Annotated in this window: 12 protein-coding genes; 10 read left to right on the top strand and 2 right to left on the bottom strand. The window is 70.9% G+C overall.

Annotated features, from left to right (window positions below):
- Positions 1–386: 386 nt before the first annotated feature.
- The 9 genes from ACLVWQ_RS13055 to ACLVWQ_RS13015 all read left to right on the top strand — a co-directional run bounded on the left by ACLVWQ_RS13055 (position 387) and on the right by ACLVWQ_RS13015 (position 9,583).
- Positions 387–1,892 carry an APC family permease gene (locus tag ACLVWQ_RS13055; RefSeq protein WP_414108637.1) on the top strand — a complete coding sequence of 502 codons (1,506 nt, stop codon included), beginning with the start codon at positions 387–389 and terminating at the stop codon, positions 1,890–1,892.
- Between the two features lie 45 nt (positions 1,893–1,937).
- Positions 1,938–2,675, top strand: a complete 738-nt coding sequence (locus tag ACLVWQ_RS13050; protein WP_414108635.1) for a gamma-glutamyl-gamma-aminobutyrate hydrolase family protein — start codon at positions 1,938–1,940, stop codon at positions 2,673–2,675.
- 257 nt (positions 2,676–2,932) lie between these two features.
- Complete coding sequence (locus ACLVWQ_RS13045) at positions 2,933–3,553, top strand: cysteine hydrolase family protein (protein ID WP_414108633.1); 621 nt, start codon at positions 2,933–2,935, stop codon at positions 3,551–3,553.
- 615 nt (positions 3,554–4,168) lie between these two features.
- Complete coding sequence (locus ACLVWQ_RS13040) at positions 4,169–5,569, top strand: pyridoxal phosphate-dependent decarboxylase family protein (RefSeq protein WP_414108632.1); 1,401 nt, start codon at positions 4,169–4,171, stop codon at positions 5,567–5,569.
- Positions 5,566–7,116, top strand: a complete 1,551-nt coding sequence (locus ACLVWQ_RS13035) for a hypothetical protein (protein ID WP_414108631.1) — start codon at positions 5,566–5,568, stop codon at positions 7,114–7,116. Before ACLVWQ_RS13040 ends, ACLVWQ_RS13035 begins: the two co-directional genes overlap by 4 nt.
- Positions 7,117–7,261: 145 nt before the next feature.
- The gene (locus tag ACLVWQ_RS13030) at positions 7,262–7,678 is read left to right on the top strand and encodes a hypothetical protein (protein ID WP_414108630.1); all 417 of its coding nucleotides are present in this window, start codon (positions 7,262–7,264) and stop codon (positions 7,676–7,678) included.
- 55 nt (positions 7,679–7,733) lie between these two features.
- Positions 7,734–8,585, top strand: coding sequence for a hypothetical protein (locus tag ACLVWQ_RS13025; protein ID WP_414108629.1), 852 nt, complete (start codon positions 7,734–7,736; stop codon positions 8,583–8,585).
- Positions 8,586–9,011: a hypothetical protein gene (locus tag ACLVWQ_RS13020; protein WP_414108628.1), complete on the top strand. Its 426-nt coding sequence runs from the start codon at positions 8,586–8,588 to the stop codon at positions 9,009–9,011.
- Positions 9,012–9,025: 14 nt separating this feature from the next.
- Positions 9,026–9,583: a hypothetical protein gene (locus tag ACLVWQ_RS13015; protein ID WP_414108627.1), complete on the top strand. Its 558-nt coding sequence runs from the start codon at positions 9,026–9,028 to the stop codon at positions 9,581–9,583.
- 196 nt (positions 9,584–9,779) lie between these two features.
- On the opposite strand, the gene ACLVWQ_RS13010 is transcribed toward ACLVWQ_RS13015, so the two are convergent.
- Positions 9,780–11,726 carry a glycogen debranching N-terminal domain-containing protein gene (locus tag ACLVWQ_RS13010; RefSeq protein ID WP_414108625.1) on the bottom strand — a complete coding sequence of 649 codons (1,947 nt, stop codon included), beginning with the start codon at positions 11,724–11,726 and terminating at the stop codon, positions 9,780–9,782.
- On the bottom strand, positions 11,723–13,300 hold the full coding sequence (locus ACLVWQ_RS13005) for an MGH1-like glycoside hydrolase domain-containing protein (protein WP_414108624.1): 1,578 nt from the start codon (positions 13,298–13,300) through the stop codon (positions 11,723–11,725). The genes ACLVWQ_RS13010 and ACLVWQ_RS13005 overlap by 4 nt, the downstream gene beginning before the upstream one ends.
- A gap of 145 nt (positions 13,301–13,445) precedes the next feature.
- Here ACLVWQ_RS13005 and ACLVWQ_RS13000 point away from each other — a divergent pair, with 145 nt between their 5' ends.
- Positions 13,446–14,672 (top strand): ROK family protein, encoded by a 1,227-nt coding sequence (locus tag ACLVWQ_RS13000; protein ID WP_414108622.1) that lies wholly within the window; start codon positions 13,446–13,448, stop codon positions 14,670–14,672.
- Positions 14,673–14,837 lie beyond the last annotated feature (165 nt).

Below are 14,837 nucleotides of genomic sequence, written 5' to 3'. Positions count from 1 at the left end.
CAGGACGGTGGGGATTGACCGGGCGCAGGCACGCGCCTATGTTGTTTGGTACCAAACGAATCACGGTGCGAGGCAGGGGTCCCCCCGCCCCTTCGCAGCTCGCTCTCTCCTCGCTCTGAGGCTTCGCACCTCGGGAGGACCGTTCGATGAAGGCCGTTGTCGACAGGAACACGTGCCAGGACCACGGACAGCGCGGGTACGGCATGCCGTCGTGACCGGCGCCCGGCGCCACGCGCTGCCGTACGCCACGCTGTCCGAGGCGCCGTCAGGGACGCGGCGGTGCGGCTCATGGGGCTGCCGCACCGCCGCGGGCGGCGCCGGCCGATGAGGCACCGGAGCCGGGCCGGTGGAGCGGCGGCGTACCACCGACCAACCGAGGAGCCGGGATGCCCGACACCGCACCCCACAGCCCCGTCACCACCACCACCCACCGGCTGAAGCCCGACGCCCTGGGGGTCGTCGGCATCCTCTTCCTCGTGCTGTCGGCGCAGGCCCCGCTGACCGGTGTCGCCGGCGCCGTGCCGCTGTCCGTCGCGCTCGGCAACGGACCGGGCGTCCCCGCCGCGTACGTCGCCGCGGGCGCCGTCGTCCTGCTGTTCTCCGTGGGCTTCGTCGCGATGAGCCGGCACGTCGTCGCCCCCGGCGCGTTCTACACGTACATCGGCAAGGGGCTGGGCCCCACCGCGGGGACCGGCGCCGCCGCCGTCGCCCTCTTCGCGTACTGCACCATCCAGGCCGCGATGTACGGGCTCTACGGAGCGACGGTCGCGCAACTGCTGCGCACGCACACGGACATCGACCTGCCGTGGTGGGTGTGGGCGCTGCTCGCCATGGCGCTGGTGCAGCTGCTCGGGGTGGCGGGCATCGACATGGGCGCCCGGGTACTGGCCGTCTTCGTGGTCGCCGAGACCGGGATCCTGCTGGTGTTCGCGCTCGTCACACTGGTGCGCGGCGGAGGTCCCGAAGGGCTCGACGCCGCCGCGAGTTTCTCCCCGCACACCGTGCTCGACGGCGCTCCCGGGGTGGCCGTGATGTTCGCCGTCGCGTCCATGTTCGGCTTCGAGGCCACCGCCGTCTACGGCGAGGAGGCCCGCGCTCCGGAGCGGACCGTGCCCCGGGCCACGTACCTCTCCATCACGCTGATCACCGCGTTCTTCGTGCTCACCTCCTGGATGGTGGTCTCCGCCCACGGCGCCTCGCGGGCCGCCGCGGAGGCCGGGCGGGCCCTGGCGGACGGGGACTCGTCGGCGTTCGTCTTCCGGCCGATCGCCGACCTGTTCGGCGGCTGGGCCGGTGACCTGCTGCCCGTGCTGCTCGCCACGTCCCTCTTCGCGGGCATCCTCGCCTTCCACAACTCCGCCAACCGCTATCTGTTCTCCCTGGGCCGGGAGCGCCGCCTCCCACGGGCCCTGCGCAGGGTGAACCGGCGCGGCGCCCCCTGGGCGGCCGGCGCCGTCCAGACGGCGATCGCGGTGCTGCTGGTCGTGCCGTTCGCACTGGCCGGCCGGGATCCGGTCGTGACGCTGTTCTCCTGGTTCAGCGGCGTCGCCGTCCTGGCGATCATGCTCCTGTACTTCCTGACGTCGGTGTCCGTGGTCGTCTTCTTCCGCCGCGCCCGCCTGGACCGGCGGCTGTGGCACACCACCGCCGCGCCCGCCCTGGGCGCCCTGGGCATCGCCGGGGCCATCTGGCTCGTACTGGCCAACCTGACCACCCTCATCGGCGGCGACCGGACCACCGCCACCTGGCTGGCGCTGACCGTTCCCGCCGTCTGGCTCCTGGGCGCCGCCGCGCACCTGGTCCGTCCGACGGAGCCGGTGCCCGCGCGCCCGGCCGCCGCCGACTCCGCGGCCTCCGCCGCCTCCGCGACCTCCGAGAAGGACCCGCCGTGACCTGAACCGCCGTACGCCGTACCGCCCCTCCCCGGAGGAACGCCTGTGACCCGTCCCCCACGTCCCCTCATCGCCATCCCCGCACGTTTCGCCACCTCGACCTCGGCCCTGCGCCACTCCGCGGAGATCGTCGCCCGTGCCCTGGTCGAAGCCGTCTGGCGGGCGGGCGGCGAACCCGTCGCCCTCCACCCCCACGCCCCCGACGGAAGCTCCGACCCCGCGCTCGTCGCCGGCCGGCTGGCCCGGTTCGACGGCGTCCTGCTCCCGGGCGGCGACGAACTGCCGCCCGGCCGCTGGGGGAACACACCGACGCACGGCAGCGCGTACGACGCCGAGGCCGAACAGGACGGCTTCGATCTGGCGGTGGCCCACCACGTACTGCGTACGGAGCTGCCGCTGCTGGCGATCTGCCGGGGCCTCCAGACCGTCAACGTGGCCCTCGGCGGCACGCTGCAGCAGCATCTGGCGGGCTGGCGGCGCCAGCACCACAACCTCGTCCACCAGGTGACGGTGCAGCCCGCGACCCTGCTCGAACTGAGCATGGGCGCCCAGGTGGTGACGGCGTCCTGTTTCCACCGCCAGCACGTGGACCGGGTGGGAGCGGGGCTCAAGGTCACCGCGCGGGCGGACGACGGCACCCGGGAGGCGCTGGAACTTCCGCACCGACGGGCCTGGTTCGCCGGTGTGCAGTGGCATCCCGAGCACACCGCCCGGCACGACCCCGCTCAACAGGCCCTGTTCGAGGCGTTCGTGCGGGCCACCGGGACGGGGGCGGGCCGGTGAGGCCCGCGCAGGTGAAGCCCGCGCCGGGCCGACGGCGTCCGCCCGTCCGGCCGCGAACGGCCGGACGGGCGTGGTGGATCCGTGCTCCGTGAGGCGCGCCGCGCGGGGGCGCGCCGCCCGGCGGTCCCTCGGCAGATCGCAGCGCCCGTGTCCGTGTCCATGTCCGTGTCCATGTCCCCGGGCGTCCGGGGCCGATGCACCGGACGCCCCACAGCTCACCCGCATCACCCGCAGCCCCGCTGGAGGGAAACCCCGTCATGAAACGTGCCCTCGTGGTCATAGACGTCCAGAACGAATACATCACGGGCGGTCTGCCGATCGGCTACCCGGCGCCGGCGCTCAGCCTGGTGAACATCGCCGCGGCCCTCGACACGGCCGCCCAGGAAGGCGTCCCGGTCGTGGTCGTCCAGCACGCCGCCCCGGCCGGTGCTCCCCTCTTCGCGCGGGGCACGCACGGCTTCGCCCTGCACGACGTGGTGGGCTCCCGGCCGCACGACCACCACGTGGAGAAGAGCCTGCCCTCGTCCTTCATCGGCACCGACCTCGACCAGTGGCTGCGCAGGGCGGGCGTCGACACGCTCACCCTCGTCGGCTACATGACGCAGACCTGCGACGAGTCGACCGCCCGGCACGCCGTCCAGCTCGGCTACCGCGTCGAGGTCCTCTCCGACGCGACCGGCGCGCTGGCCCTGGCCAACAGGGCGGGCAGCCTGTCCGCCGCCGAGATCCACCACGCGGTGCTGGTGGTCATGCAGTCGTTCTTCGCCTACACGGCGACGACCGCCGAGTGGATCGGCGCCGTCCGCGCCAAGGCGCCGCTCGGCCGCCCGGACTTCGCGGCGGCGACCGACGCCGGGCACCAGGGGGCCGGCGGCTGATCCCGCCGTCCGACCCCTGTTCGTCCCGCTGTCCACGAGGGGCCCCGGCGTGTGCCGGGGCCCCTTCCGCATGGGGGAGAGGTGTCTCGAATCGGTGGACAAGATGTGATGGCTTTGGCTTGAAGGGCGCCTTGCTAGAAGCGTCACGATCACTGAGTCGCGCTGTCGCCGCCGAGGGATTCCAGAACCTCCGTATGGCCGGAAACGACCCCGCCTCCGGAGCGTGGTGACGGACGCCGGTGCGGCGGTCGCCTGCGGTGTCCACAACGCCGATCAATGCTGTATACACCGGAACGATGAGTTCTCCGCGGCCTGGAATTGACGTAAGGTACCGGCCGGTCTGTCCGTGCTCGGCACGTGTGTGACGGGCGTTCCGGCGGACTGTCAGGAAGGTTAACCAGTTTTGGACAGTCGAAGAGGAATTGTGTGTTCACGTGTCACAAGGTCCTACGATGGGTCCGTTCTGCCGCTCCCTGCTCGTTCGAGTTCCGTTGCGCTTCCAACCATTTAGTGGCCAAGGAATGTACGAGGGAGGCCCGCGTGACAGAATTACCTCAGAACGGATCACTGATCGATGCATTCGATGTGCAACTGTTCCGGGAAAGCACCGAATCCGTGTTGGCCAAGCTGGAGAAGCATCTGGCCGACGAATCGATCCGCGGCCTTGAACTCGCCGACCCCTCGCAGCTGACCCGCAGGGCCAGGGCGTTGATGACCACCGAACACGAGAAACCCGCCATGTTCGACGAGGCGAAGCTCTCGGAGATCGTCGACCTGTACATCAGGACCGGGATCCAGGTCCACTCGCCCGGCTACATGGGCCGCCAGTTCTCGGGCGTGGTCCCGCTCTCCGGAGTCATCGACTTCGTCAGCTCCGTCGTCAACCAGCCCTCGTCCTTCTACGAGGCAGGTCAGCTGCCCAGCGTCGTCGAGCGCATCATGGCCGACGAACTGAACAGGTTCATCGGCTTCAGGCCCGGCACCTTCGCCATGGTGACCACCTCCGGTGGCTCCCTGGCCAACCTCACGGCCCTGCTCACGGCCCGCAACAGGGCGTTTCCCGGTGTCTGGGCCCGCGGTGGCTCGGAGCTGACGGGCCCCGCAAGGCCCGCTGTCGCGGTCGGCGCCGACGTCCACTACAGCGTCGCGCGCGCCGCCGGCATCCTCGGAATCGGCGAGGACCGCATCGTCCGCCTGCCGCTCGACGCCGCACGCCGTATCGACGTCTCCCGGGTGGCGCCCACCCTCGACGCGGCCGAACGCCAGGGCCTGGGCGTCTTCTGCCTGGTCGCGTCGGCGGGTACGACACCGGTGGGCGCCTTCGACCGGCTCGACGAACTGGCCGCCGTCACCCGCGACCGCGGCCTCTGGCTGCACGTGGACGGCGCGCACGGCGCGAGCCTGCTGCTCTCCGACGAACTGCGGCACACGCTGCGCGGGATCGACCAGGTCGACTCGCTGGCCTGGGACGCGCACAAGCTGATGTTCGTGCCGGCCCCGTGCACCCTGCTCTTCTACCGGAACGCCGAGCACAGCCGTGACGCGTTCCGGCAGACCGCGAGCTACGTGTTCGACGAACAGCCCGACGTCTACACGGCGCTCGACAGCGGGGACAAGAACTTCGAATGCACGAAGCGCCCCATGATAATGACGCTGTGGGTGTTGTGGGCGATGTACGGAAAGGCGCTCTTCGCCGAGAAGATCGAGTATCTGTGCCGGCTGACACGAGACGCGCACGCGATTCTCGAAGAACAGGACGACTTCGAGACGCTGCACCGCCCCGAGGCCAACATCATCTGCTTTCGCTATCGGCCTGAATGGCTCGCCGAGGACAAGGTGGCGAAATTCCAGGTGAACATCAGGAATCGAATCAAACACGGCGGTAAATTCTTCATATCCAAGGTGGATGTGGACGGAGTGGCCGCTCTGCGCGTGGTCATGATGAACCACCAGATCACGACCGAGCACTTCCGGATGCTGCTCGGCGAGATACGGAAGGCGGGACGGGGACAGTGACCGACACACGAGTGGCACCCGTGCCCCCCACCGATCTCCACGGCCTGGTGAACTGGCTCGTCCCGGACTGGGAGATGGCGCCGCCGACCCCCGAGGCCGTGGCTCAACTGCCGTCGTTCGCGAGCAAGATGCGTGAATGTGAACGCGTCTGCGGGCAGCCCTACAGCGAGATCTCCCACGAGATCCAGGACGCCCTGGTGCTGCGCCGGCTGCAACAGATGATCCACACGGTTCGGCTGAATCCCCTCTGGCGCGAACGCCTGGAGAACGCCGGGGTGCGCCGGCCCCCGGAGAGCTACGAGGCCTGGCAGCGCATACCGCTGTCCGACAAGGAGACCCAGCGCGACTTCTACATGGGCTCCCGGCACGGCATGGTCGTCCCGCACGACCGCGGCGGCTTCGAGGTCGTGGCCAGCGGCGGGACCAGCAGCGGCAGCCCCCTGGAGACCGTGTACTCGCTGCGCGAACTGGCCGACACCTACGCGGTGGCGGGCCGCTTCCTCGGCACCTACCAGATCGGCGGCCACCTCGCGGGCGAGGACCCCAAGTGGCTGCTCACCACGCTCGCCGACTACCAGATGTGGAGCAGCGGCACGATGGTCGGCGGAGTGCTGCAGAGCGTGCCCGGCGTCAACTACATCGGAGCCGGCCCCGTCACCGCCCCCGTCCTGGAGCACGTCTTCTCCTACCGGGGCCCCAAGGCGCTGATGGGGATCTCGGCGGGCATCGCCATCCTCGCCGAACTGGGCAAGGGCATGAGCCAGCGGGCCAAGGAGAGCTTCCGCGTCGCGCTCTACGGCAGCGGTGTGCTGTCCCAGCGCAACCGCGCCGAACTCAAGGCGCTCTACCCGAACGTGGCGATACTCAGCTACTTCGCCGCCACCCAGGCGGAGACCATCGGGCTGCAACTGGCCGAGTCCAGCCCCGTCCTCACCGCGGTACCGGGCCTGCACCTCATCGAGATCGTCGACGAGAACGGCCGCTGGGTCCCCGAGGGCACGGAGGGCGAACTCGTCGTCACCCGGCTGCACGCCCACGAGGCTCCGCTGCTGCGGCTGAAGCTGGGCGACCGCATGATCCGCAGGCCCCGCCTGGACGGCCCAGGGCCCAAGGCCCAGCAGTTCGAGTTCACCGGGCGCACCGGCGACATCCTGCACCTCAACGACAGCCAGTACTCCGCGGTGCGCGCCTACGAGGCGCTGCGCGAGGAACTGAAGGCGGAACGCGTGGTGGACCTGGACAAGGTCGCTCACGAGATCCAGTTCGTCAACCGGCGCGAGGAACGGCTCATCACCCTGTACGCGGCCGTGGACGACGTGGTCGGCCTGACCTACCGCACCGATTCCATGCTCGGGCCGCCCGGACTGCAGCGCGTGCTCGTCAACGCCCTGCCGCGGTCCCTGTCCCTGTTCAACGACGGTGAGGCCAACCCCGCGTCGATCATGAAGACGGGGTACCGCCTGGAGGTCAGGTTCGTACCGCGTCACTCGCCCGAGATCGAGCGCACCTCGGTCGGCAAGGTGCCGCTGGTCCGCGACCAGGGCTGACCGGCCGCCCCCTCGCACCCTCGGCGCGATCCCGGCGCACCCGCGGCGCGGGCACCTTCAGCGCGGACACCGACACCCTCACCCCGTGCACCACCCGGACCCGGAAACACAACGCAGGAGGAGAAGAGTGGCCTACAAACCGCAAGTGAACATCATCGCCGTGGTCGACGTCATCGGCGCACTCTCCGGAGACACCCTGCTCAACGGCAATCTCTGCATGGTGGACAACAGCGGCGAGGAGAGCACCGGCCAGGGCACACCGCACCTGCGCACCGCGGTTCACCCCGGACAGGTCGTCCAGTGGTCGGCCCTCGCCGTCGACCTCCAGACGCCCGTCGAGATCAAGGGCATCACGTTCCTGGGCCCGGACGGCACGGAGACCCCCGCGGTCCGCGGCTCGGTGGCCGGCGACGGCGACAAGCTCGACCTGGCGCACTGGGCCGGAGTGGTCCCGCCGTCCCTGCCCGCCGGGACGCCCTACAAGTACCGCCTGGAACTCCAGATGTACGAGGGCGGGAACAGCGTGCTGCACGTCGACTCGCCGGCGCTGCTGGGCGTATGAGCGCGAGAGCGGGCCCGGACCGACAGGAGACAACCCGGAACGACGAGGTGGAAGCATGGCTCAACAGCTGGCGATCATCGTGCTCGTGGACATCGGCAACGCGCTGGAGGCCAACACGCTGCAGGACAACATCTATCTGTTCGACAACATGAAGCTGCACGGATCCGAGGGGCAGGGCACCGGCAACCTGGTGACCGCGATCCACGGCGCCTACTGGCGCGACGGCTCCCAGGCCACGGAGCAGGTGCTCAACTGGCTCCCGTACAGCCTGGGTTCCGTACCGCCGACGGTGCCGCGCGGCTACGAGAGCGACCGGGCCCGGCAGAGCGACATCCAGGCGCTGGAGGACCTGGACGCTCTCGCCGCCAAGCCCGACGCGTCCGACCCGCAGACCGACCTGAACCAGATCCGCAAGGCGGTCGGCACCCGGGTGAAGACCACCCGGCGCACCACCGGCCGGCTCTCGGGGCAGAAGGTCATCTCCGTCACCGGAGAGGTCGTCACCGACGCCTCGGCGGGGGCCTACAGCTACCCCGCCCCGGTGATCACCGACATCTACGGCCAGGCCGTCGACGAGAAGATCATGTACCCCGCGGAGTACGGCTCCCCCGACCTGGTCACCGACGGCTGGTACTGGTCCGCCACGGTCGACTCGTCCCGGCCCGGCACCTACACCTACTCGATGCGCGTCCAGCTCCACCGGCTGGTGCAGCGGGGCAGCGAGGCGCTCTGGGAGCCGGTGAACATGACCTGCGAGTCCGCGCTCAAGGTGACCACCGAGCCCAAGTTCAACGGCTTCACCGGCACGGGCCTGGGCCTGCTGCCGATCGGGGCGCCCGCGCAGGGAGCGGAGTACGTCCAGCAGCCCGGTGCGCAGCAGCCCGGTGGTGTGGAGGAGGAGCGGTAGATGACCAGCGAGACGGACAACGGCACGGCCAGGCGGCCGATCTCGATCACCGCCGTGGTGGACTGCGTGGGGGCGCTGGCCACCGGCACCGTGCACGGCAACCTGTACTTCTACGACACCAACAAGGCCGGCGGGTCCACGGGCTTCGGCACCGAGGAACTGCGCACCCGGGTCCGCGTCGGCGACCAGGTCCTGTGGTCGGTGCTCGCCCTGGAGTGCGAGGCGTACACGGCGATCGACGGCATCGACATCGACCACGAGCTGGTCGAGCCGGAGCGCAGGGTCTATCCCGGCACCGATGTCGCGTACTGGATCGGGACGGTGAAGAAGGACGTCCCCGAGGACACCTTCTACCAGGTCAGGTTCAGGCTCGGCTCGCGGGACGAGCCGCTCGCCACCACGCTGTCCCCGAGCCTCGTCGGCTGATTCCAGGAGGAGTTATGAGTACCAGTACGGTCGACAGCGCCGTCGAGCAGAAGCAGAACCCCGGCCAGCTGAACTCGGTCCAGCTCAACATCGTCACCCTGATCGACATGGAGCGGGCGACGCAGACCGGTTCGCTGCGCGAGTCGATGTTCATGATGGACAACAGCATCGGCGGCGACGGGCAGGGCACCAACCGCCTCCAGACGTTCTGCAAGCAGGGCCAGGTACTGAACTGGATCGTGCGGCCCATCGACATGGACAAGCGGATCGACAACACCTGGCCGCCCATGCCAAAGATCAACAGCATCGTCTTCCTGGACACGGAGTCCGGTGACGAGGAGGACGTGGCGGAACGCAAGATCTTCACCGAGCTGAAGATCTACGGGGCCCCGGACCGGATGCGCGACAAGTTCACCCCGGTCTACTACTACTGGGCCGGCACGGTCCTGAGCACCGCGAGGCCCGGCCTCTACCGCTACCGCCTGGTCTTGGAACTGGAACAGGAAGGCACCCGGGAAAAGCTCTACCTGAACACAGAGGAACACCCCTCGATCCGAGTACTGGCAGTCTGATCCCCCCGGGTGGGGCCCCACCACACAAACGGAGCCCCACCCGTCCCACCAGGGCCGCGGGGGAACGGCGCAAGCTTTTGTCCTCAGGGGCGCGGGGAACGGCGCAATCTTTTAGGGGCGCGGGGAACTGCGCGCCCAGCCCCCACCGGCCCGCACCCCACAACGCACCCCACCCCACCCCACCCCACAACGCCCCTCACACACCCCCCACCGCAGTGAGCAACGCCAGCGGCGCAGCCGCAGACCGAGACTCCCGCACACACGCATGCGGATACGGCACAGGCTCCGCATGCACCCCCCGCCCATACCCCGCAAGAACCTCCGGCAGCCGATGCCCCGCGACAGCCGCCGCATCGACCAGCCCCCGCGCGACCGTACGAGCCTCGTCGTGCAACCCGTACCGCGCGAGCCCCAACGTGATCAGCGCGTTGTCATGCGGCCACACCGACCCCCGGTGATACGACAGCGGATGATACGCGGGCTGCCCCGAAGCCACCGTCCGCACACCCCACCCCGAGAAGAAGTCCGGCTCCAGCAGCCGCCGCCCCACCAACTCCCCGTACTCCTTGTCCAGCAGCCCGGACCACAGCAGATGCCCCGCGTCGGAGGCGAGCGCGTCCACATGGTTCCCGTCGCCGTCCAGCGCGAGCGCGGGAAACGCGTGGTCCGCCATCCAGAAGTCCCGCTGGAACCGGTCCCGCAGATCCCCCGCGGCCTGTTCGAGCAGCGCCGCGTACACCTCGTCGCCCCACACCGTCCGCGACAGATGCGCCGTACGCCGCAACGCGTCGTACGCGTACCCCTGCGCGCCCGCCGCCATCACCGGCCCGGCCGGCCGGCTGCCGTCGCTGGAACAGATCGCGCCGGGGGAGTCCTTCCAGTTCTGGTTGGCGAGCCCGCCCTCGTCCGCGCGGTAGACGAGATACCCGCGCGAGGTCAGCCCGCCGTGGTCCAGCATCCAGCCGATCGCCGCGCGGGCGTTCGGCTCAAGACGCCGGGCGAGCGCCGTGTCACCGGTCTGCTCGACGTACGCGCCGAGCAGGACGAGGAACAGCGGTGTCGCGTCGACCGAGCCGTAGTACCGCCCGTACGGCACCTGCCCGAAGTGGGCCAGCTCCCCGTGCCGCACCTCGTGCACGATCTTGCCCGGCTGGGAGACCGCGCCCACCCCGACCTCGGTCGCCTGGGCCGCGGCGAGCGCGGGCAGCGTCGCGGCGGCCAGCTGCGGGCGGTAGGGGAGCGCGAAGAGCGAGGTGAGGAGGGCGTCCCGGCCGAGCAGCGTGAGGAACCACGGGACCCCGGCCGCCGGGACCCGCAGTTCCTCCCCGTCGGGCCCCGTCGCCGGCACCTGGAGGACGGCCAGGTCGGCCAGCCCCCGAGCGCACGCGGCGCCCAGCTCGGGCCAGCTCGCCGGGAGCGGCACGCCCTGCGTGAACTCCTCCTCCAGCGCGCGCAGCCGGGCGTTCGCGGCGGCCGGGTCGAGGGGCACCTCCGGGCGCGGCATACCGTGCGGACGCGCCGCCACCCGGAGGGCCAGCTCGGCCGAGCCGTGCGGTGCGAGGTCGAAGGCCCACACGAGGCGCCGCGCACCCGTGCCGGTCTCCTCGACGCCGTCCGGCGCGGGCTCGGAGGTGACCGTCGTACAGGACCGCCACTCACCGCGCTGATAGCTGAACTCCACACCGTCGTCGAGGACTTGACGGGAGCGGACCGCGCCGGTCTTCGCGTACGTCCGGTGGTCGGAGCGCAGCTCGAACTGGTCGGTGAAGTCGGCGTCCGCGGTGAGGGCGATCCGGATCGTCGTGGGCACCGGGCGGTTGCTGGTGATCCGCAGCGACTCGACGAACGAGCCGTCCGCGACGGCCTGTTCGCGGAAGAGGGTGTGGGCGGGCGGCTCCTGCCGGCCGCCGCGCGGTACGAGCACGCAGCGGGCCGTGTCCCCGTCCGCGACCGGCGACAGCGCCTCCGGCACCGCCCCGTCGACGGTCAGCTGCCAGCGGCTCAGGTGCCGGGCGTCGCGCACGAACAGCCCGTCGGGGGCGGCCGCGTGCGAACTGCCCCCGCGCACCCCGCTGATGTCCCCGCCGTCGTCCACGGTGGCGAACGTCCCGCCGTGTACGAGCAGATGATGCCGGTCCGTCATCGCAGGTCCCCTTCCTCGGAGCCCTCGCCGAACTCTTCCGTCGTGCCGTGCGTCGAGCTGTCGGTGCCGTGTGTGGAGCTGCTGTCCGTCCCGTGCATCGCGTCGGGCATCTCGTGCAGCAGGTCCAGCGTCAGTGCCGCCGTCCAGCTGAAGCCGAGCGCCCCGCAGGCCTCACCGGTGTACGGATCCACGTACTCGGCGAACCCGGAGGCGTCCGCCGTCTCCAGCAGGGCGCCGCGCAGCTTCCCCGCGCGGGCGTGCTCCCCGTGCATCCGCAGCCCCCGCTCCACCAGCCAGTTGGTGTTGAACCAGGCCGGGCCGCGCCAGTACCGGTGCGGGTCGAAGGCGTGCCCGGTCAGGTCGTAGCTCGGTACGAGCCGGGTGGTGTCCCCGAGCCCGAAGTGCGGCCCCAGCAGGGTCCGTACGAGCGTCGCGGCCGTCTCCCGGGGGAGGGAGGGCAGGATCAGCGGGACGAGCCCGGAGACCCCGCGCTCGGGGATCAGCTCGTCCGTGCGCACGTCCCGGCAGAAGAACATGCCCTCGGCCGGCTCCCACAGCCGCTCCACCAGCGCCGCCGTCAGCCGCTCCGCGCGCGCGTGCCGGGCGGTGCCCGTGGCGCCCAGCTCCCCGGCGATGCGCGCGAGCGCGTGCTCGGAGGCGATCAGCAGGGCGTTGAACGCCGGGTCCTCCACGGCGAAGCCGCCCGGACCGCCGGTTCCGGTTCCGCCACCGCGACCGGTACCGGCCGCTCCGTCCGCGTACCCGCCGTCCCGGTAGTCCGTCGCCAGGCGTACGTATCTGCCGTAGTCCAGGTCCGTCGGCCGGTCCTCGGCGGCGCCGTGGTCCAGGTCCGCGCGCCGGAAGGAGCGGGCCGGGGCCGGCGTGACGCGGGACAGCGGCGCGTCCCAGCTCGGGGCGTTGTCCATGCCCTGCTCCCAGGGGTGGACCACCGAGGCGAGACCCCCGCCGCCCAGGTCCCTGCCGTGCAGCAGATAGCGGTGCCAGGCCGCGAGGCGCGGATACATCCGGGCCAGGAAGGACCGCGACCGCGACAGCCCCGGGTCGGCGGAGTGCACCAGCCACACGGCGAGCGCGTGCACCGGTGGCTGCACGATGCCGGAGGTCTGTACGGTGCCGGGGGCGCCCGCGGCGCGCCCCGCGGTCGAGGAGCGCCAGAAGTCGGGGCTCGGGAAGTACGCGTCGAGCGGGACGGAGGGGTTGAACACGATGTGCGGGATCCGGCCGTCGCCCCACTGCCCGTCGAGCAGCGTCTCCAGTTCCGTCTGGGCCCGCAGCGGCGACAGATGGCGCAGCCCGATCGCGATGAACGCGGAGTCCCAGGACCACTGGTGCGGGTACAGACTGCGTGAGGGCACCGTGGACGCGCCCGTCCAGTTGTTCTCCAGTACCTGGGCCGCTCTGAGGTGCAGCGGCTCCGCCCGGGGGACCGGATCGTATACGGCCGCTCCGACCTGGCCGTTCTCACCGTGGCCGGAAAAGGGCGGTGGTGGTGAGGTGCGTACGGGATCCAGGTGCACAGTGCGGCGGGCGGTGAGCTGGGTTGTGCGATCCACTCAGATCTCCCCGAAGACAAGCGGCCGACCAGTTCGGCAGTAGCTACCGTAGGGTTACGTCTATTTAACACGCAAAACTCAATATGTAATGCAGAGTTGGTGAGCGCAAGGGGTTCGCACGACCGGAACCACAGGGAGTAGTGGAATGACCACACGGACCGGGAAGGCCGGGAAGACCGGGAGCCAGGCGAGTTCCGGCGATCTGCTGGAGCTGGTGCGCAGCGGACGCGCCACCACACGCGGGGCGTTGCAGCAGGTCACCGGGTTGTCCCGGGCCACGGTCGGGCAGCGGCTCGACCGGCTCTTCCGGGCCGGCTGGCTGCGCGAGGGCGCGGCGGGTCCGGTGGACTCGCCGCTCGGCGGACGCCCCTCGGTCAGCCTGGAGTTCGACGATTCCCATGCCGTGGTCCTGGCCGCCGACCTCGACACCCGGCACGCGCGTGCTGCCGTGCTGTCCCTGACCGGTGAGCTGCTGGCCGAGCACGCCGGGCCGCTGCTCGTGGAGGACGGCCCCGACGTGGTGCTCGGCGAGCTGGGCCGCTGGTTCGCCGAACTGCTGGAGAAGGCCGGGCACCGGGCGCAGGAGGTGTGCGGCATCGGGCTCGCCGTGCCGGGTCCCGTGGACACCGACACCGGCCGGGTCGTCCAGCCGCCGATCATGCCCGGCTGGGACGGCTACGACATAAGGGGCCGCCTCACCCGCGCCTTCACCGAGCACACGGGCGCGGGGCCGGTTCCGGTCCTCGTCGACAACGACGCCAACCTCATGGCGTACGGGGAGCAGCGCACCGCCCACCCCGACTGCTCGGCCTTCGTCCTGGTGAAGGTCTCCACCGGTATCGGCGCGGGCGTGGTCGTCGGCGGCACGATCTTCCGGGGGGTCGACGGAGGGGCCGGGGACATCGGGCACATCCGGGTCCCGGAGGGCGCCGACGCGCTGTGCAGATGCGGGTCGTTCGGCTGTCTCGCCGCCGTCGCCAGCGGGGGCGCGGTGGCGCGCAGGCTGGCGGAGTCGGGGGTTCCGGCGGCGTCGGGCTCAGATGTGCGCGATCTGCTCACCTCGGGGCACCCCGGCGCGGCCGCGTTCGCGCGGGAGGCGGGGCGGCAGGTCGGTGACGTCCTGGCGACCGTGGTGACCCTGCTCAACCCCGGTGTCCTGATGATCGCCGGAGATCTGGCCGGAACCGCGTTCCTCACCGGTGTGCGCGAACTGCTCTACCAGCGTGCGCTTCCCCGCTCCACCGCTCACTTGGACGTGGTCACGTCGCGGCTCGGTGAACGGGCGGGTCTGGTCGGGGCGGGTGCGTTGGTCGTGGAGCATCTGTACGCGCCCGAGCGGGTCGAGGAGCGGTTGCTCGCCCTGGGCGTGTGAGGTCGTGTGACGTCCGCGCGAGGTCGTGTGAGGTCGCGTGGCGTCGTGCGAGGTCTGCTCCGTGTGGTTCTTCGGGGTCGGGGCCGTGCCGGTACGTCGAGCCCGTCGCCTTCCGGGTGTACGGCCGTGGGACGGGAGGTTCGGCTTTTTTGCAGGAGCCCTACG

The sequence above is a fragment of the Streptomyces sp. CWNU-52B genome (assembly GCF_047444975.1).
In the GTDB taxonomy this organism is placed as follows: domain Bacteria; phylum Actinomycetota; class Actinomycetes; order Streptomycetales; family Streptomycetaceae; genus Streptomyces.
Note: the sequence above shows the minus strand (reverse complement) of the source record. Positions and strands in the feature narration are given on the sequence as shown.

Excerpts from the sequence above, each read along its gene's own strand:
- ACLVWQ_RS13055 (WP_414108637.1), top strand. The coding sequence starts at position 387 with ATGCCCGACACCGCACCCCACAGCCCCGTCACCACCACCACCCACCGG.
- ACLVWQ_RS13045 (WP_414108633.1), top strand. The coding sequence starts at position 2,933 with ATGAAACGTGCCCTCGTGGTCATAGACGTCCAGAACGAATACATCACG.
- ACLVWQ_RS13025 (WP_414108629.1), top strand. The coding sequence starts at position 7,734 with ATGGCTCAACAGCTGGCGATCATCGTGCTCGTGGACATCGGCAACGCG.
- ACLVWQ_RS13020 (WP_414108628.1), top strand. The coding sequence starts at position 8,586 with ATGACCAGCGAGACGGACAACGGCACGGCCAGGCGGCCGATCTCGATC.
- ACLVWQ_RS13015 (WP_414108627.1), top strand. The coding sequence starts at position 9,026 with ATGAGTACCAGTACGGTCGACAGCGCCGTCGAGCAGAAGCAGAACCCC.
- ACLVWQ_RS13010 (WP_414108625.1), bottom strand. The coding sequence starts at position 11,726 with ATGACGGACCGGCATCATCTGCTCGTACACGGCGGGACGTTCGCCACC.
- ACLVWQ_RS13000 (WP_414108622.1), top strand. The coding sequence starts at position 13,446 with ATGACCACACGGACCGGGAAGGCCGGGAAGACCGGGAGCCAGGCGAGT.